The organism is Enterococcus sp. DIV0800, from assembly GCF_050559735.1.
Classification (GTDB): Bacteria; Bacillota; Bacilli; order Lactobacillales; family Enterococcaceae; genus Enterococcus_A; species Enterococcus_A devriesei.
Window position 1 is genome coordinate 154,429 of the sequence record NZ_CP187898.1, and the last position, 17,236, is coordinate 171,664.

Below are 17,236 nucleotides of genomic sequence, written 5' to 3' on the forward strand. Positions count from 1 at the left end.
AGGAGGTATAAATCTTCATGGTAGCAAAGAAAGTTAATCGTAAACGTCGTGTGAAGAAGAATATTGAAACAGGTATTGCTCATATTCATTCGACTTTCAATAATACAATCGTCATGATTACTGATGCTAGCGGAAACGCATTGGCATGGTCATCTGCAGGTTCATTAGGCTTCAAAGGTAGTAAAAAATCTACACCTTTCGCTGCTCAAATGGCTGCTGAAACAGCAACAAAAGCTGCAATGGAACATGGATTGAAAAGTGTTGAAGTAACTGTTAAAGGACCTGGTTCTGGTCGTGAAGCAGCGATTCGTTCATTGCAAGCAACTGGTTTAGAAGTAACTGCAATTCGTGACGTGACTCCAGTACCTCATAATGGATGCCGCCCTCCAAAACGCCGTCGTGTTTAATGAGTGCCTCTTTTCTATGAGTTTTACAGGAACGTCATTGAACAAGACACTTTTCGTTTTGAAAGGGGTAAAAGACAAGAATGATTGAATTCGAAAAACCAAGAATCACAAAAATTGATGAAGACAGAGATTATGGCAAGTTCGTTGTTGAACCTTTGGAAAGAGGTTATGGAACTACTTTAGGTAATTCTCTACGTCGTATTCTACTTTCTTCTTTACCAGGCGCAGCCATTACTAATATTCAAATCGATGGGGTGTTACACGAATTCTCAACCATCAAAGGTGTACGTGAAGACGTGGTGCAAATCATCTTGAATATCAAAGGTTTGGCGTTGAAATTATTCGCCGAAGAAGAAAAAACCCTTGAGATCGATATTACTGGACCAGCTACGGTCACTGCCGGCGATATTATCGTTGACAGCGACGTTGAAATCTTGAATAAAGATATGTACATTTGTACTGTTGCTGAAGGTGCGACATTCCATGCTCGCCTAACAGTAAAACCTGGTCGAGGCTATGTTCAAGCAGACGAAAATAAAAAGGAAGATATGCCAATTGGTGTCCTTCCGGTCGATTCTATCTACACACCAGTTCGTAAAGTAAACTACCAAGTTGAAAATACTCGGGTTGGTCGTCGTGATGATTTCGATAAATTAACGATGGAAATTTGGACTGACGGATCGATCATTGCTCAAGAAGCATTGAGTCTTGCAGCGAAAATTTTAACTGAACATTTAGATATTTTTGTTAATCTGACTGATGAAGCTAAAAATGCTGAAATCATGGTAGAAAAAGAAGAGACGCAAAAAGAAAAAATGCTAGAAATGACCATCGAAGAACTAGACTTGTCTGTACGTTCGTATAATTGCTTGAAACGTGCCGGAATTAATACGGTTCAAGAATTAACGAATAAGTCTGAACCAGAAATGATCAAAGTACGTAATTTAGGCCGTAAATCACTTGAAGAAGTGAAAGCTAAATTGCATGATCTTGGCTTAGGACTACGTAAAGACGATTAATATTGTTGACAAAGGAGGGAAACCTACGTGAGTTACCGTAAATTAGGACGCACATCTAGCCAACGTAAAGCAATGTTGCGTGACTTAACAACTGACTTAATTATCAACGAACGTATCGTTACGACTGAAGCTCGTGCGAAAGAAGTTCGTTCAACTGCTGAAAAGATGATTACCTTAGGAAAACGCGGGGATCTTCATGCACGTCGTCAAGCTGCTAGCTTTGTACGTAATGAAATCGCTGATGTTCGCGAAGAAAACGAAGAAATCGTTGTTGAATCTGCATTACAAAAATTATTCAACGACATCGCTCCTCGTTACGCTGAACGTCAAGGAGGATACACTCGTATCTTAAAAACTGAACCTCGTCGCGGCGACAACGCCCCTATGGTTGTTTTAGAACTTGTATAATAATCACTCTTCACTTTATAGATGATTCTTTTAGAGTGTTATGATGTTGGAGATTTTTCTCCGAGTCTAGCTCAGCGCCGCTTCCCAGATTGTCTGGGAAGCCGGCACTCATCATAAAGTGTTTTTTTATACCCAAAATTGCTGTCATGACAGATCGGTATACAAAAGCATTTTATCGAGTATCAAGGATTGATAAAATGAAGCTTTTTTGCTAGGCTTAGAACAGATTTTCAAAGAAGTGGAAAGGTGTAACCATGGAGCCAATTATTGAAATCAATCAAATAGAATTTAGTTATCAAGAAGAAACGAATCCAGCGTTAAAAAATGTCAGCTTTTCCATTGAGCGTGGTGAATGGGTAGCTATCGTGGGTCATAATGGTTCAGGAAAATCGACCTTAGCCAAAGCGATTAATGGGTTGCATCTGCCACAAAAAGGCACGGTGCATGTTGGCGGCAAAGAATTGTCTGAAGAAACTGTCTGGGACATTCGTCGTCAAGTAGGGATGGTTTTTCAGAATCCAGACAATCAATTTGTCGGAGCGACAGTAGAAGATGATGTGGCCTTTGGTTTAGAAAACCAAGGAATCGAGCGAAGCGAAATGCAGCACCGCGTGCAAGATGCCTTAGAAAAAGTCAAAATGCAAGACTTTGCGACCCGTGAGCCTGCCCGTCTATCTGGTGGACAAAAGCAACGGGTAGCGATCGCTGGTGTGGTTGCGTTACGCCCAGATATTATTATTCTAGATGAAGCAACCAGTATGCTTGACCCTGAAGGTCGTGACGATGTCATCGCGACGATTCGTAAAATCAAGGAAGAAAGCGAATTGACGGTCATTTCAATTACTCATGATATTGACGAAGCCGCCAGTGCCAACCGCATTTTAGTCATGCGCGACGGAGAACTGTATCAAGAAGGCACGCCAGATGAGATTTTTTCTGAAGGGCCGAAACTCGTGGCATTAGGATTGGATTTGCCATTTCCTGAAAAATTGAAAGCGGCGTTAAAAGCGCGTGGGGTTACTGTCCCGCAAAATTATTTAGATGAAGAAGGGATGGTGGATTGGTTATGGACATCCGTTTTGAAAAAGTAAGTTATGTTTATCAACCAAATACGCCCTTTGAACAACGTGCCTTGCATGAGATTGAACTAAATATCAAGGAAGGCTCTTACACCGCTTTAGTTGGACATACCGGCAGTGGGAAGTCTACCTTGTTGCAACATTTAAATGCGCTATTAAAACCAACGGCTGGGGAGGTCACAATTGGTGATCGCATTATCACACCTACCACTGATAATAAAAACTTAAAGCCCGTTCGAAAAAAAGTTGGGATCGTTTTTCAATTTCCTGAAGCACAGCTATTTGAAGAAACCGTCGCAAAGGATATTGCTTTTGGTCCGAAAAATTTTGGGATCAGTGAAGAAGATGCCTACGTCCTAGCAAGAGAAAATTTAAAATTAGTTGGGCTTGATGAAGAATATTTGGAACGTTCGCCTTTTGAGCTATCAGGAGGTCAAATGCGACGTGTTGCGATTGCCGGGGTTCTGGCAATGGAACCGGAAGTATTGGTCTTAGATGAGCCGACAGCGGGCCTAGATCCGCTTGGTCGTAAAGAGATGATGGAAATGTTCTGGCGTTTGCATCAAGAAAAGAATATGACGATTGTTTTAGTTACTCATTTAATGGATGATGTGGCGAATTTTGCTGATTACGTTTACGTATTGGAAAAAGGTCAAGTAGTCAAACATGGCGAACCAAAAAAGGTATTTGAAGATGTTGCTTGGCTAAAGGAAAAACAATTAGGTGTTCCTCAAGCAACGGCATTTGCTGAAAAAATGCAGGCGCGAGGCGCTGAATTTGATCAACTGCCTTTAACAGAGGGCGAGTTGGCGGATTGGATCCTTCAACAGGCAGGGGGCAACGCCCATGATGAATAAATTGATTTTTGGTCGTTATATTCCCGGTGATTCATTGATTCATCGTTTAGATCCAAGAGCCAAATTGGTTGCTAGTTTTTATTTCATTGGGATTATTTTCTTAGCAAATAATTGGCAAAGCTATTTATTTTTAGCCGTTTTTACACTGTTTGCGGTCTTTTTGTCAAAAATTAGTCTAAGCTTCTTTTTACGGGGAGTTCGCCCGCTGATTTGGCTGATCATCTTCACGGTAGCTTTGCAAATGCTGTTTACTCGTGGTGGGACACTGTATTGGTCCTGGGGTGTCTTTAGCCTTTCGTCTTACGGCATCCAAAACGGATTATTTATTTTCTGCCGGTTTGTTTTGATTATTTTTATGTCTACTTTGTTGACGCTGACGACACCGCCATTATCGATGTCTGACGCGATCGAGTCTTTGTTGAATCCTTTGAAACGATTCCATTTACCGGTGCATGAAATCGCCTTGATGTTATCAATCGCCTTGCGCTTTGTACCGACATTAATGGATGAAACCGAAAAAATCATGAACGCGCAACGAGCCCGGGGAGTAGATTTCAACGATGGCAATTTGATTCAAAAAGTCAAAGCGATCGTGCCATTATTAATTCCGCTGTTTGTCAGCAGCTTCAATCGAGCAGAGGATTTAGCGACAGCGATGGAAGCCCGCGGCTATCGTGGCGGTGAAGGCCGCAGCAAATACCGTAAATTAAAATGGGCTAATCGAGACACGTTTGTTTTAGTCGTCTTTGCAGCGGCGACGATTATTTTAATCTTTTTACGGAGTTAAGTTTGAAAAGCCAAAATTTTCTTAAGAAGACGCTTCGGCGTTTTCTTTTTTCTTTGTTCTGACCGATATACTAGGATGAAAACAGGATTAGTGAAATGAAGCGATTGCCTGCTGGGAACTATAAAAAGTGTTACTAGGAGATGATAAATATCATCCAACTGATCTGTGCGCGTTGGAATCGGCTTGAAAAGCTGTTATAATGACAAGGATTTTTATGGTTGAGGAGCGGGAGAATGGTAAGATATAAAGCAGTCATCGCTTATGATGGTACGCATTTTAATGGTTTTCAGAAGCAGCCGAATGGACGGACGGTGCAGCAAGAAGTCGAAAAGACCTTACAAAAAATGAATAATGGTGAACCTATAACGATTTTCGGCTCAGGTCGAACAGATGCTGGGGTCCATGCGCTGGGACAGGTCATTCATTTTGATTATCCGCAGGAACGGCCGTTGGAACGGATGCGTTTTGCCTTAGATACTCAGACGCCAGAGGATATCGCGGTGTCTTCAGTGGAAATCGCGGCGGATGATTTTCATGCTCGCTATCATGTAGTGGAGAAGACTTATCATTTTAAGGTTCAGATTGAAAAGCCCCGTAGTCCGTTTCGGCGCTTTTACGCGTCGTATTTTCCTTATCCCCTTGATTTGAATTTGATCAGACAGGCGTTGCCGGATTTATTGGGAACCCATGATTTTACGTCCTTTTGCGCGACGGGCGGCGCAATCGAAGATAAGGTGCGTACGATCTATCAGGCGGATCTAGTGGTAAATGAAGCGGGAACGGAACTGACCTTCATTTTTCGCGGCAATGGCTTCTTATATAAAATGATTCGGATTTTAGTCGGGACGTTATTAAAAATCGGCAATGGTCGGATTCCGGCAGATAGTATTCCGGAAATTCTTGCGGCAAAAGATCGAAATCTGGCTGGTCCGACTGCTCATCCAGAAGGACTGTATTTGGCAGAAGTAAAATATGAATAAAAAAATGAGCTGCGACCTGTCGCAGCTCATTTTTTTATTTAATGTCGATAGGTCTTCCGAGGCTTTAGCGTCCGTAAGTAAAATAGGAACAGCCCAATCGCGACAACGAAGGAGATGGCGCCTGCAATAAAGCCCTTTGGTAAATAGCTGAAGGTGACTTTGTGCTTGCCTTTAGGAACATGAATACTGACAAAAGCATTTTGGAAGGCTTTTGTCTGCACTTTTTTGCCGTCGATTTTGGCGGTCCAGCCTTCATCGTAGGGAATCGTAGTGATCAATGTCCGAGCTTCTTCACTGTCAACCGTTCCTTCGGCGCTGTGCTTGCCAACCGTCATAGCGACACCGTTGTCTTTGATTCTATCGACAGCCAATTTGTAGGCAACAGTATCTAACGCCAATACTTGTGGATTTTGGAAGCTGATGGATTTGGTACCATAAAAGCTAGCGGTAAAAGTAACCATCGTCGCTTTTTGATAATAACCTAGATCATAATACTGTCCACTGATGCCGATTTGCGCTTGGCGCGTTTGTCCGTTGGCGGTGACTGTCGCGGTAGAGCTCTCTAATTCAGCGAAGTCATAAGGGTAGAGACTTAGATAAGCTTGAGTATTAGCAGGAATCTGTACCCGCCATGAAACCTCTTTGGCGACGTTGCTTTGCTTTTCAGTGATCGTCGTGATATTGCCAGCGTTGGTGACATTGGCATTTTTTGTGCCGACTTGATTCATGGGCAAGAATTGGAAATATTGAAACTGTTCTTGTGATAAGCCGTTGAATAATTGGGTTTGGGTCCCTAAATTATCGTTCGGCAAAGCTTGCAGTTTATCAATACTCCGTGGCGCCGTAAAGGCTAAGGGCAACGCATTGTCGTTTTCGAATAGATTATATTCGCCGACGCTGTCGATTTTACTGAAACCGTATTTATTTAAATTTTTCGCCTTGGCGATATTGTATTTGATTCCAGTGAAGGCATCCGCCAGTAAAGTATTGTTTTGGTAACGGATATTCAAACTGGTTCCTCTTGAACGAAAGCCTAGCTGATCCATGTAACCGGAAGAATGGCGATTACGGATGGATGAGAACATGCTGATGCCGCTGTAACCGTAATTAAAGGTATCGTTGGAAGAAACCGGATCAAGATTTTCCATGCGGTAAAAGCTTTGATTGTCCTCTTTTGTTTTATCCACTAGCGCTTTAATGGATGGATAAGGTTCGGTATAAAGGCTGCGAGATGCATAGTTCCAGTCCTTCAAGATGCCACGAGCCATAAAATCACTATTGATAAAGGCTTCAGAACCCATGATTAACAATAAAATAACGGTCAAAGTTTTCAACGGAATCTTATTGAAATAATGTCCGGTAAAGAGCAGCGCGTAGACCGCCATAAAACCAACAGACAAATAAAGTGAAATCGGTTTGAGATAATTATAATCTTTGCCCTTCATTCCCCAGAAAATCGCGAATAAGGCAATCAAGATCAGACAAGCGGCCACCAATTGCAATGTGTTATCGCGGTCTAATTTTTCCCAGCCCCAAGCTGCCAAAGTAATCACTAAGAAGGATAGCAAATAAGCATAGCGGAACAAGAACATGTTTGGTGCGTGCATACCATGCCAAAATAAATTCATTGGTTGGATATAAAAGCTGGCAATCAAAATTGCGGCGATTGCCCCATAAGCCAGTTTATTCTTCCAAGGAATCTTTTTACAGATAAAGAAAAACAAGCACAATGCCAAAGGCAACAAACCGATATAAATAAAAGGAATCGAGCCGTATTTGGTAGTGTCGTAAGAGCCAATCATATTCTTGGCAATAACATCCCACCAAGCAGTCGCTTCGGTCTTAAAGGTTGTGATCTTAGTCAATTCCTCGCCATTCGTCCGCAGATCAAGGATCGACGGCAGAATCATGATCATCGAGGCAAAACCGGCCAATAAGGAAGTAATTCCGTAAGGCAGAATCCTTTTTTTATAAACCTTCCAGTTGGTAAAAAGGCGGGCGATGAAATACAGGACAGAAAAAATACCGATCATAAAGCCCATATAAAAACTCGTTAAAAACAACATTAAATAGGAAACAAACAGTACCGTCGGCTTCTTCAAATCCATTACCCGATTAATACCCCAGATGATCAAGGGCAGATAAACAAAGGCATCTAGCCACATGATGATCTCAGAATGGGCGATGGTAAAGGACATCAAAGCGTAGCTGACGCTTAAAGCGACGCGGGACCAGTTGGGCAATTTGAAACTGCCTTTAGCATAAAACCAAAAGGCTAAACCGGCGGAGCCGATTTTCAACAAAGTCAAAAAATACAAGGCGTCCGGCATCAACTGATTAGGGAAAAAGATCACCAACGGCGTAAAGAAGCCGCCAAGATAGTAAGAGACCAAGGACAAATAGTTCAAGCCTAGCGAAGCATTCCAATTATAAAAAAAGCCCTGCTTGCCTAAAAGCATATTACGAAAACTTGCGTGGAAATTCGAAAATTGGGAAAAGGCATCGCTGGCTAAAACACTCCGGCTTGACCCGGGATAAATCCCAATCGTTAAATAAACGATCACCATCAGCAAAACAGGCAGCAAAAAGCTCGCCAGCAAATACCAACGGTTTTCTTTAAGGTAGTTCTTCATATAAAATCACCAAACTTCTTTCAACAGACTATCCAAATTCTACCATAGAAGCGAGGGATTATTGTGAAGGAGCTATGAAACTGAAGCAAATTTTTGTAAAAAGAGAGTTGAAAAAGAACAACAAAAAAAGTGAGCCAGAATAACTAGCTCACTTTCTATTAGACGATTATGTATATTTTTCTAAAAAATAAAAACCGCTCTATAAGAACGGTTTGATTGAATAGATTAAACTCGTTCAACTTTTCCTGATTTCAAAGCACGAGTTGAAACCCAAACTTTTTTAGGTTTTCCGTCGATTAATACACGAACTTTTTGTAAATTAGGTTTTACAGTACGTTTAGTAGCGTTCAAAGCGTGAGAACGGTTGTTTCCGCTACTTGTTTTACGACCAGTAAAATAGCAAACTTTTGCCATGTGTTGTTTCCTCCTTATACCTTGATTTCGGAGCGCTTCTTTGGCTCATACTAAAATAATTTAGCACATCTTGTCTAAATTAGCAAGTGAATTTTTTTAGAAAGATTGACAAGCGCAGTGTTTGCGGGTAAATTATACTCTGTTAGCGTAAAAAAACTTTGTATTTTAAGTAGTACTTTAAAAGGCGGGACAAAACCTGCCTAGTATCAGCAAATCGCAATGGAACTTTCTTTTATTTGTCATAGGGCTATGATAAACTGTTATAGTAGAAAAAATGGGCAATTAGGCCTATTTAAGGAGGCTAACAACTATGGCTGTGAAAATTAATACACAGACTGGTATGATCGAAATTTCAAACGACGTCATCGCGACGGTTGTCGGCGGTGCAGTTACTGACGTGTTTGGTATCGTCGGTATGGCTAGTAAAAAACAAATCAAAGATAATATCACAGAAATTTTAAGAAAAGAAAATTATTCACGGGGCGTCGTTGTGCGTCAAGAAGAGAACGGAATCGCGGTTGATGTCTATACGATCATCAGCTACGGCACGAAGATCTCAGAAGTGTCACGAAATGTCCAAGAAAAAGTGAAATACAATTTGGAAACGATGCTTGGGGTCAAAGCCAATTCAGTGAATGTTTATGTTCAAGGTGTACGTGTTCTGCCGGACTAAAGGCAGCGTTCTTAAGGAGGACTAAGTAAGTGAAGGTAACAGAAATCAGCGCGAGTCAATTCCAAGAAATGGTAGAGGCTGGCGCTAAACGTCTGCAAGTCAATGCAGAGTATGTCAATTCATTAAATGTTTTTCCCGTACCGGATGGAGATACAGGGACTAACATGAATTTATCAATGACCAGCGGCGCGACTGCCGTTGTGAATTCTGCTTCAGAAAAAGTCGGCGAGTTAGCCAATGTATTAGCCAAAGGTTTGCTGATGGGTGCACGGGGAAATTCCGGTGTAATTTTATCACAGTTATTCCGCGGCTTTTCGAAGCAAATCTTAGATGTGGATACATTGAATGCCAAAGATTTAGCTGAAGCTCTTGTTCACGGTGTGGAAACTGCTTATAAAGCGGTTATGAAGCCCGTTGAAGGCACAATCTTGACTGTAGCGCGTGAATCTGCCAAAGCGGGTGAACGGAAAGCCAAGCAAACGGACGATGTGATCGAAGTGATGGCATCGGTTGTGAAATACGGGAAAAAAGCGTTAGACAAGACACCAGAGATGCTGCCAGTCTTAAAAGAAGTTGGCGTCGTAGATAGCGGAGGTCAAGGACTGTTGTTCATTTATGAAGGCTTTTTAAGTGCTTTAAATGGCGAATTCCAAGCCGATGATACGTATGAACCTAGTCCAGCTGAAATGGATGAAATGGTGAATGCCGAGCATCATCGCAGTGTACAAGGCCAATTAGCAACGGAAGATATCAAATTTGGTTACTGTACAGAGATCATGGTGCGTCTTGGCGAAGGCCCAACTGTCGACAGCCAATTTGATTATGATAAATTCCGTAATTACTTAGATGGCATCGGTGATTCTTTATTAGTCGTGAACGATGATGAAATCGTCAAAGTCCATGTCCATACGGAACACCCAGGGGAAGTCATGAATTATGGTCAAAAATTCGGTGCTTTAATCAAAGTCAAAGTTGATAACATGCGTCAACAGCATGAAACGATCTTGGAGCATGATGAAGAAGTCGCTGCCTTTGAAGCGACACCAGCGGAACGCAAACCTTATGGGATCATCGCGATCGCTGCCGGTGAAGGTGTCCAAGAATTATTCAAGAGCTTAGGGGCTGATTTTGTTATCAGTGGTGGTCAAACCATGAACCCAAGTACTGAAGATATTCTGAAAGCCATCGAAGAAGTCAATGCCGATCAAGTGATCGTCTTACCAAATAATAAAAATATCTTCATGGCCGCCGATCAAGCAGCAGAAGTTGCCGGTATCCCGGTAGCCGTTGTTCCAAGTAAAACGGTCTCTCAAGGAATGACAGCGATGTTAGCCTTCAACGGCGATCAAAGCTTGGAAGACAATAAAGTTGCAATGACAGAAATGCTTGAATCGGTCGTTAGCGGACAAATTACTAACGCAATTCGTGACACTGCCATCGACGGGGTGGAAATCCACGAAGGTGACTATCTAGGAATGATCGATGGTAAAATCGTTCTTTCTGAAGCGGACAAGTATCAAGCAGCTTTAGATACCTTGAACAAAATGATCAGTGAAGATATCGAGATCATCACGATCATTGTCGGTGAAGAAGGTACACAAGCAGAAGCCGAAAAATTAAGTTCAGCCATTGAAGCAAGCTATCCAGACTTAGAAGTTGAGATCCACGAAGGAAAACAACCCGTCTATCCATACTTGCTTTCAGCAGAATAAATCAAAGCAGTCGGAGGGAGTGAGCCAAGAATATCTGGCTCACTCCCTCAAGTATTTCTTGCTGCAAAAACGTATGTTAGATTAGAAAAATGGTATGCGCACGAAGATCGATTCATTTTTTTCGGATTTTGAAAAAATGAATTCAACCAAGTGAGGTAGCTGCCAGTTTAACTAAACCAGAAAATAATTTTTAGCATTAAGTTAAGCAGAATCTGAAGGAACTAGTGGAATGGTATGTCAGCTCGACAATCAACCAAATTTTTCACTCTTTGAAAAATTTATTCATTAATAGGAGAAAGGAGTGTGAGCCCAATGATTCAAGAGGCGGTCTCGGTCTTGCCGGGTGTAGGTCCAAAGCGAGCCCAAACCTTAGCCGAGCTAGGGATTTTTACGATCGAGGATTTGTTAAGCTATTATCCTTTTCGTTATGAAGATATCCAAGAAAAAAATTTATTAGAGATCAACGATCAAGAAAAGGTGACGCTGAAGGGTGTGATCGTTTCGGCACCCGTCGTTAGTCGCTTTGGCTACAAAAAAAGTCGGCTGCAGTTTCGCATGATGCAGGATCACGCGGTCTTCATGGTCTCCTTTTTTAATCAGCCTTATTTAAAAGATAAAGTAGAAGTCGGAGAAGAATTAGCCGTCTATGGTAAATGGGATGCGAAGCGGAAGTCAATGACAGGTATGAAAATCTTAGGCGGTAAGCAGACGGAAGAATATGCGCCAATCTATCACGTCACTAAAGCGATCCGCCAAAGTACGCTGGTGGATTTGATCAAGGTCGCCTTTGAAAAATTTGGCGAGCAAGTCACAGAAAATCTGCCAGCTTACTTGATTGAAAAATATCGCTTGATGCCCCGCAAACAAGCGATGCGGGCGATGCACTTTCCTAAGATCCCAGCAGAAAGCCAGCAGGCTAAGCGGCGGGTTGTTTTTGAAGAATTTTTCTTGTTTCAAATGCGGATGCAAGGTTTGAAGCAAAGCGAACGCAGTGAGAAAAATGGGATAGCGATTCGTTACGACGTGGAGCGTTTGAAACAATTCACCCAGAAGCTGCCCTTTGAATTAACGGATGCCCAAAAGCGGGTGACGAATGAAATTTGTTATGATCTCCGAAGCAAAAAACACATGCAGCGTTTACTGCAAGGGGACGTTGGGAGCGGGAAGACCGTCGTTGCGGCGATTGCGTTATATGCAACAATGACCGCAGGCTTTCAAGGTGCACTAATGGTGCCCACCGAAATTTTGGCTCAGCAGCATTTGGAGAGTTTGAATCAATTATTTGATTCGTTAGAAATGACGACGGCGCTATTAACTGGCTCGACGAAAACCAAAGAACGACGAGCAATCTTAGCGGGTTTGCAAAACGGTGAGATCGACGTGGTAATTGGGACGCATGCTCTGATCCAAGATGATGTGCAATTTGCCAAGCTGGGCTTAGTAATCACCGATGAACAGCATCGCTTCGGTGTCAACCAGCGGCGGGTTTTACGAGAAAAAGGCTTGCATCCGGATGTCCTCTTCATGACAGCGACGCCGATCCCCCGGACACTGGCGATTACAGCTTATGGCGAGATGGATGTTTCGATTATTGATCAAATGCCGGCTGGACGGATTCCGGTTAAAACTAGCTGGATCAAGCCGAAGCAATTGGAACATACATTGGATTGGGCAAAACAGGAATTGCAGCTGGGTCATCAGCTTTACGTCATCTGTCCTTTGATTGAAGAATCTGAAGCTTTAGACGTCAAAAATGCGACAGAGATTTATGAACACTTGAGCGAATATTATGCACCAGATTATCAGGTCAGCCTCTTGCACGGGAAAATGAAAAATGCCGAGAAAGAGACGATCATGGAGGAATTTAAAGACAATCAAAGTCAAATCCTCGTTTCTACGACGGTGATTGAAGTTGGGGTCAATGTGCCCAACGCGACGGTGATGTTTATTATGGATGCTGATCGTTTTGGTTTAGCTCAGCTTCACCAATTGCGGGGCCGGGTTGGCCGGGGGTCTGACGCGTCGTATTGTATCCTAGTCGCCAGTCCGAAAAATGACATGGGGAAAGAACGCATGAAAATCATGACTGAGACGAACAATGGTTTTGTCTTAAGTGAAAAAGACTTAGAATTACGTGGACCAGGGGAAGTGTTCGGCTTCCGCCAATCTGGTTTGCCGCAATTTCTAATTGCTGACTTGGTCAACGATGCCACGGTGTTAGAAGTCGCTCGCGATGAGGCCAATCAAATTTGGCAAATCGAAAATTGGCGGCAGCAGCCAGCCTTTGCTCCCTTAGCTCAGGTACTGAAGCCAACTGAAACTGGTGAAACATACTTTGATTAGTGTGCTATACTGTAAAAAATATTATAGGTTAACAATGATATGAAGAAGGAGAACAATTTCATGAAAATTGCTGTAGATGCAATGGGCGGCGACTTTGCGCCAAAAGCCATTGTCGAAGGCGTGATGCTTGCCCAAAAAAAACACCCAGAGATCGAGTTCCAATTGTATGGAAAAGAAGACGCGATTCGCGAATATCTGACAAACGAAAAAAATATCACAATCATTCATACGGATGAAAAAATCAATAGTGATGATGAACCGGTTAAGGCGATCCGCCGTAAAAAAACCGCTTCGATGGTTTTAGCGGCACAAGCAGTTAAAGAAGGAAAAGCCGATGCGATCTTTTCTGCCGGGAATACCGGTGCGTTGTTAGCGGCGGGCCTATTTGTGGTAGGGCGGATCAAAGGGATTGAACGTCCCGGCTTGATGTCTACTTTACCCGTGTTAAACGGCGACCAAGGCTTCGATATGCTAGATCTAGGTGCCAATGCGGAAAATAAAGCAGAGCATCTTCATCAATACGCGATCTTAGGTTCTTTTTATGCGAAACACGTTCGTGGAATCGCAAAACCACGAGTTGGTCTGTTGAACAATGGAACAGAAGAAACGAAGGGCAGCGAATTGACAAAAGAAGCCTTTAAGCTGTTGCAAGCCGAAGAAAGTATCAATTTTGTCGGCAACGTTGAAGCGCGTGAACTATTAAATGGGGTAGCCGATGTCGTGGTGACGGACGGTTTTACCGGCAATGCGGTGTTAAAAACGATTGAAGGAACCGCGATGGGCTTAATGAGCCTGTTAAAAGGCAGTATCAATGATGCGGGTGTCAAAGGAAAAATGGGCGCCTTGATGTTGAAAGATACCTTATACGGCTTAAAAGATAAATTGGACTACTCTGCTCATGGCGGCGCAGTGCTCTTTGGTTTGAAAGCACCGGTGATTAAAACCCATGGTTCAACAGGTCCTGAAGCGGTCGCCAATACGATTGATCAGATACATACGATGCTAGAAACCGATGTCGTAGGGCAATTGGTCCAATTTTTTGAGACACAAAAAGGCGAGTAGCCCCAAGTTTATTTTCCCGAAAAAGGTAGACAAAGTGGGTAAACATCAGTAAAATGAACTGTGACCTTCTAGTAAAACATAAACGCATAATAGTTGATCAAGTGGAGGTGAATGTTGTTGACTCGTGAAGAAGTATTTAGCAAAGTTGCTGAAATAATTTCAAATCATTTTGAAATCGACAAAGATAAAGTGACTCTTGGATTGAGTATCAAAGACGACTTAAATGCAGATTCAATTAGTATCATGGAATTTGTCTTAGAATTAGAAGATGAATTTGGAACTGAGATTTCAGATGAAGACGCTGAAAAAATTGAAACAGTTGGAGCTGCGGTTGATTACATTATGGAAACTAATCAAGCTTAAGCCAGACGGACGTGAAATCATTTTGATTTCACGTTTTTTTGACTATAAAGGAAGTATAAATTTTTAATTGAATAAATCGCTTTACAGTAGATCTAGCCATGTCGGGCTTCACGAGTTCTGCTGTTTGTTTTTAAGGGAATCGTAGGCCTTCGAAGATAGAATTATTTTCCGATTTATGGGAAAATGAACGCCTTTAGGATGAGCTAGCTCTCCTTTAAAGGCAATGCTTGCTATAGAAAATAGAAATTTTGGGAGGGACAAATGATGGTCTCTCTTTTTTGTTTTTCCGAAACTTTCTGAAACAAAAGGATTGACAATGTGTCGAAAAGACCTATAATGAAAAAGCTATAGGTCGAAAAGACTGATGGGGGGAGTAATCGAAATGTATGATCTTTTGATTTTAGGCTCGTTATTGACGGGTGATAAGACGGGGTACAAGCTGCAGAAAATTATGAGTCTTGCGTTATCGCCAATGCGAAAAATTTCTAATGGCATTTTGTATCCAGTCTTGGATAAATTAGAGGAACAAGGCTTGGTGACTTCTCAACTGCATGAGGATGGGCGAAAATCAAAACTGCTGCATTTGACAGACAAGGGTCGTGAACACTTTTTTGCCTTGATGCGAGAGCCAGTACCTCAAGATGCTAAGCGAGAAGATATCTTGCATTTCAAATTACGTTCCATTGATAGTGTTCCAGTGGCGGATCAAATCACGATCTTGATGCAGTACCGAGAATTCATGCAAAAGGATTTGGCAATTTACCAAGCAGCCCAAAAAGATATGTTGGATCATGCGGAACGTTTGCCTGACTATGCTCAGCGATTTCAAACGTTAGTGGCGGTTTATGATTTGGATATCAAAGTGGCGGAAACGAAAATTGCTTGGGTAGATCAACGCCTTGGGGAGATAAAGAGAAAGTAGGAAAAATCAGTGAGAGAGAATAATTATCGCAAATGGCTTTCGTTAGTAGCCATGTCTTTAGGAGTGTTTATGGGGCTGTTGGATGTCACCGTTGTAAATGTGGCACTACCAACGATGCAAAAAGCTTTCAATGAAAGTTTTAATTCATTACAGTGGGTCTTGAATGCCTATACCTTAGTCTTTGCTGTCACCTTATTAATCGTTTCAAAAATGGGGGATATGTACGGTCGTAAGAAAATATTTATCGCGAGCTTGATTTTATTCGTGATTGCTTCAGTCGTTAACGGAATGGCTAGTTCGTTATTGATTTTAGATATTGGCCGCGGAGTACAGGCGGTCGGCGGAGCCGGCATGATGTCGTTGTCAATGGCATTAGTCGCTTCGAATTTTGACGGCAAGCAACGAGACGTCGCTTTGGGGATACTCGGTTCGGTGATTGGTTTATCATCAGCTTCTGGTCCGTTAGTCGGCGGGTTGTTAGTCGATGCCTTTGGTTGGTCTTCGATTTTTTATGTGAATTTACCAGTCGGGATCATTGCGGTGATTATGACGGCGGTCTTTGTCAAAGAAACCCCGAGCTATGGACGAGATCAAAAGATTGATTTTCTAGGTATGCTTTTTTCGGCCGCGACATTATTCAGTGCTATTTATGGTCTGATCCAAAAAGAAACCAATACAAGCTGGGCTTGGACGGATATGCGAGTGGCTGGCTGGTTGATTTTGGCGGTCGTTCTATTAATTGCCTTCATTATTATTGAAAGCAAAGTAGAAGCACCGATGATGAATTTGAAGATGTTTAAGCACATCAATTTTGTCGGTTCAGTGATCGTAGCTTTCGCTTTAGGCTCAGGGATTTACGCCTTCAGCACGTATTTGACGGTTTTAATGCAAAACTATATCGGCTGGTCTGCTTTTGATACCGGCGTACATCAATTAGCGATGTCTGTCTGGTCATTGGTTTTAGGTCCAGTGGTAGGTATCTTAGGCAATCGTTTCTCTAAGAAATGGATGATTGTCGTAGGTATGATCTTAGGCGGCATCGGTTTTATTTTATTGATTAATAATTTATCCGTCGATATGGGCTTCAAACAATTATGGCTGACCTTAGTCTTTGTCGGGATCGCTAATGGGATCGTGAATCCGGTCTTGAATTCCGCTGGGATGGAGGGCGTTGCTCCTCATGAAATGGGTATGGCTTCGGGCTTATTGAACGTCTTTCGTCAATTCGGCACGTCCTTCGGGGTGGTTATTTTGGGAATGGTGGAAGCCAATCGTTATAATTCCTATTTTGAGGATCATCTTTCTGCTGTCAAAATGCCGGCACAAGCAGCGGCGGGACTCCACAAGGCGATCATTAACGCCGGACCATTTTCCGGTCATCAAATCGCTTTTAGTGAACGTTTAAGTAAAGTGCCTTTTGCCCATGACTTCCAACAAGTCGTCATCAAAGCTTTCGACCACGGAATGGTAGGCGTCAGTCTAACAGCGGCAGTGATCGTGTTGATTGGTGCGGCAGGTGCAATCTTCTTTATGCGTGACGCTAAAACGACAATTTAAGGATAAAAAAAGTAGCGCCC

General features: G+C 42.4%; 16 protein-coding genes. 14 read left to right on the forward strand and 2 right to left on the reverse strand.

The window, feature by feature from the left end; genetic code table 11:
- Positions 1 to 17: 17 nt before the first annotated feature.
- The 7 genes from rpsK to truA all read left to right on the forward strand — a co-directional run bounded on the left by rpsK (position 18) and on the right by truA (position 5,537).
- Positions 18 to 407, forward strand: coding sequence for a 30S ribosomal protein S11 (gene rpsK / locus IGI54_RS00815; RefSeq protein ID WP_071861716.1), 390 nt, complete (start codon positions 18 to 20; stop codon positions 405 to 407).
- Between the two features lie 80 nt (positions 408 to 487).
- Positions 488 to 1,426, forward strand: a complete 939-nt coding sequence (locus IGI54_RS00820) for a DNA-directed RNA polymerase subunit alpha (protein ID WP_010747196.1) — start codon at positions 488 to 490, stop codon at positions 1,424 to 1,426.
- Positions 1,427 to 1,453: 27 nt separating this feature from the next.
- Entirely contained in the window at positions 1,454 to 1,834 is a 381-nt protein-coding gene (rplQ, locus tag IGI54_RS00825; protein ID WP_071861715.1) for a 50S ribosomal protein L17, read from the forward strand.
- 254 nt (positions 1,835 to 2,088) lie between these two features.
- Positions 2,089 to 2,925, forward strand: coding sequence for an energy-coupling factor ABC transporter ATP-binding protein (locus tag IGI54_RS00830; RefSeq protein WP_071861714.1), 837 nt, complete (start codon positions 2,089 to 2,091; stop codon positions 2,923 to 2,925).
- Positions 2,901 to 3,770, forward strand: a complete 870-nt coding sequence (locus IGI54_RS00835) for an energy-coupling factor ABC transporter ATP-binding protein (protein WP_430620866.1) — start codon at positions 2,901 to 2,903, stop codon at positions 3,768 to 3,770. The genes IGI54_RS00830 and IGI54_RS00835 overlap by 25 nt, the downstream gene beginning before the upstream one ends.
- Entirely contained in the window at positions 3,760 to 4,557 is a 798-nt protein-coding gene (locus IGI54_RS00840; protein ID WP_071861712.1) for an energy-coupling factor transporter transmembrane component T family protein, read from the forward strand. The genes IGI54_RS00835 and IGI54_RS00840 overlap by 11 nt, the downstream gene beginning before the upstream one ends.
- 233 nt (positions 4,558 to 4,790) lie before the next feature.
- Positions 4,791 to 5,537 carry a tRNA pseudouridine(38-40) synthase TruA gene (gene truA / locus IGI54_RS00845; RefSeq protein WP_430620867.1) on the forward strand — a complete coding sequence of 249 codons (747 nt, stop codon included), beginning with the start codon at positions 4,791 to 4,793 and terminating at the stop codon, positions 5,535 to 5,537.
- 38 nt (positions 5,538 to 5,575) lie between these two features.
- Here truA and IGI54_RS00850 read toward each other — a convergent pair whose 3' ends face one another.
- The gene (locus tag IGI54_RS00850; RefSeq protein ID WP_430620868.1) at positions 5,576 to 8,170 is read right to left on the reverse strand and encodes a YfhO family protein; all 2,595 of its coding nucleotides are present in this window, start codon (positions 8,168 to 8,170) and stop codon (positions 5,576 to 5,578) included.
- A gap of 225 nt (positions 8,171 to 8,395) precedes the next feature.
- Entirely contained in the window at positions 8,396 to 8,584 is a 189-nt protein-coding gene (gene rpmB, locus IGI54_RS00855) for a 50S ribosomal protein L28 (protein WP_071861708.1), read from the reverse strand.
- Between the two features lie 310 nt (positions 8,585 to 8,894).
- Here rpmB and IGI54_RS00860 point away from each other — a divergent pair, with 310 nt between their 5' ends.
- From IGI54_RS00860 to IGI54_RS00890, 7 genes are all read left to right on the forward strand, one after another.
- Positions 8,895 to 9,257: an Asp23/Gls24 family envelope stress response protein gene (locus IGI54_RS00860; RefSeq protein ID WP_071861707.1), complete on the forward strand. Its 363-nt coding sequence runs from the start codon at positions 8,895 to 8,897 to the stop codon at positions 9,255 to 9,257.
- A gap of 29 nt (positions 9,258 to 9,286) precedes the next feature.
- Complete coding sequence (locus IGI54_RS00865) at positions 9,287 to 10,969, forward strand: DAK2 domain-containing protein (RefSeq protein ID WP_216429761.1); 1,683 nt, start codon at positions 9,287 to 9,289, stop codon at positions 10,967 to 10,969.
- A 312-nt stretch (positions 10,970 to 11,281) separates the two neighbouring features.
- Positions 11,282 to 13,312, forward strand: coding sequence for an ATP-dependent DNA helicase RecG (recG, locus tag IGI54_RS00870; RefSeq protein WP_430621462.1), 2,031 nt, complete (start codon positions 11,282 to 11,284; stop codon positions 13,310 to 13,312).
- A 60-nt stretch (positions 13,313 to 13,372) separates the two neighbouring features.
- Positions 13,373 to 14,374, forward strand: a complete 1,002-nt coding sequence (gene plsX, locus IGI54_RS00875; protein ID WP_071861704.1) for a phosphate acyltransferase PlsX — start codon at positions 13,373 to 13,375, stop codon at positions 14,372 to 14,374.
- Between the two features lie 117 nt (positions 14,375 to 14,491).
- The gene (gene acpP / locus IGI54_RS00880; protein WP_071861816.1) at positions 14,492 to 14,737 is read left to right on the forward strand and encodes an acyl carrier protein; all 246 of its coding nucleotides are present in this window, start codon (positions 14,492 to 14,494) and stop codon (positions 14,735 to 14,737) included.
- Between the two features lie 382 nt (positions 14,738 to 15,119).
- Positions 15,120 to 15,659: a PadR family transcriptional regulator gene (locus tag IGI54_RS00885; protein WP_071861703.1), complete on the forward strand. Its 540-nt coding sequence runs from the start codon at positions 15,120 to 15,122 to the stop codon at positions 15,657 to 15,659.
- 51 nt (positions 15,660 to 15,710) lie between these two features.
- Positions 15,711 to 17,216: an MFS transporter gene (locus IGI54_RS00890; protein WP_430621463.1), complete on the forward strand. Its 1,506-nt coding sequence runs from the start codon at positions 15,711 to 15,713 to the stop codon at positions 17,214 to 17,216.
- Positions 17,217 to 17,236: the final 20 nt, after the last annotated feature.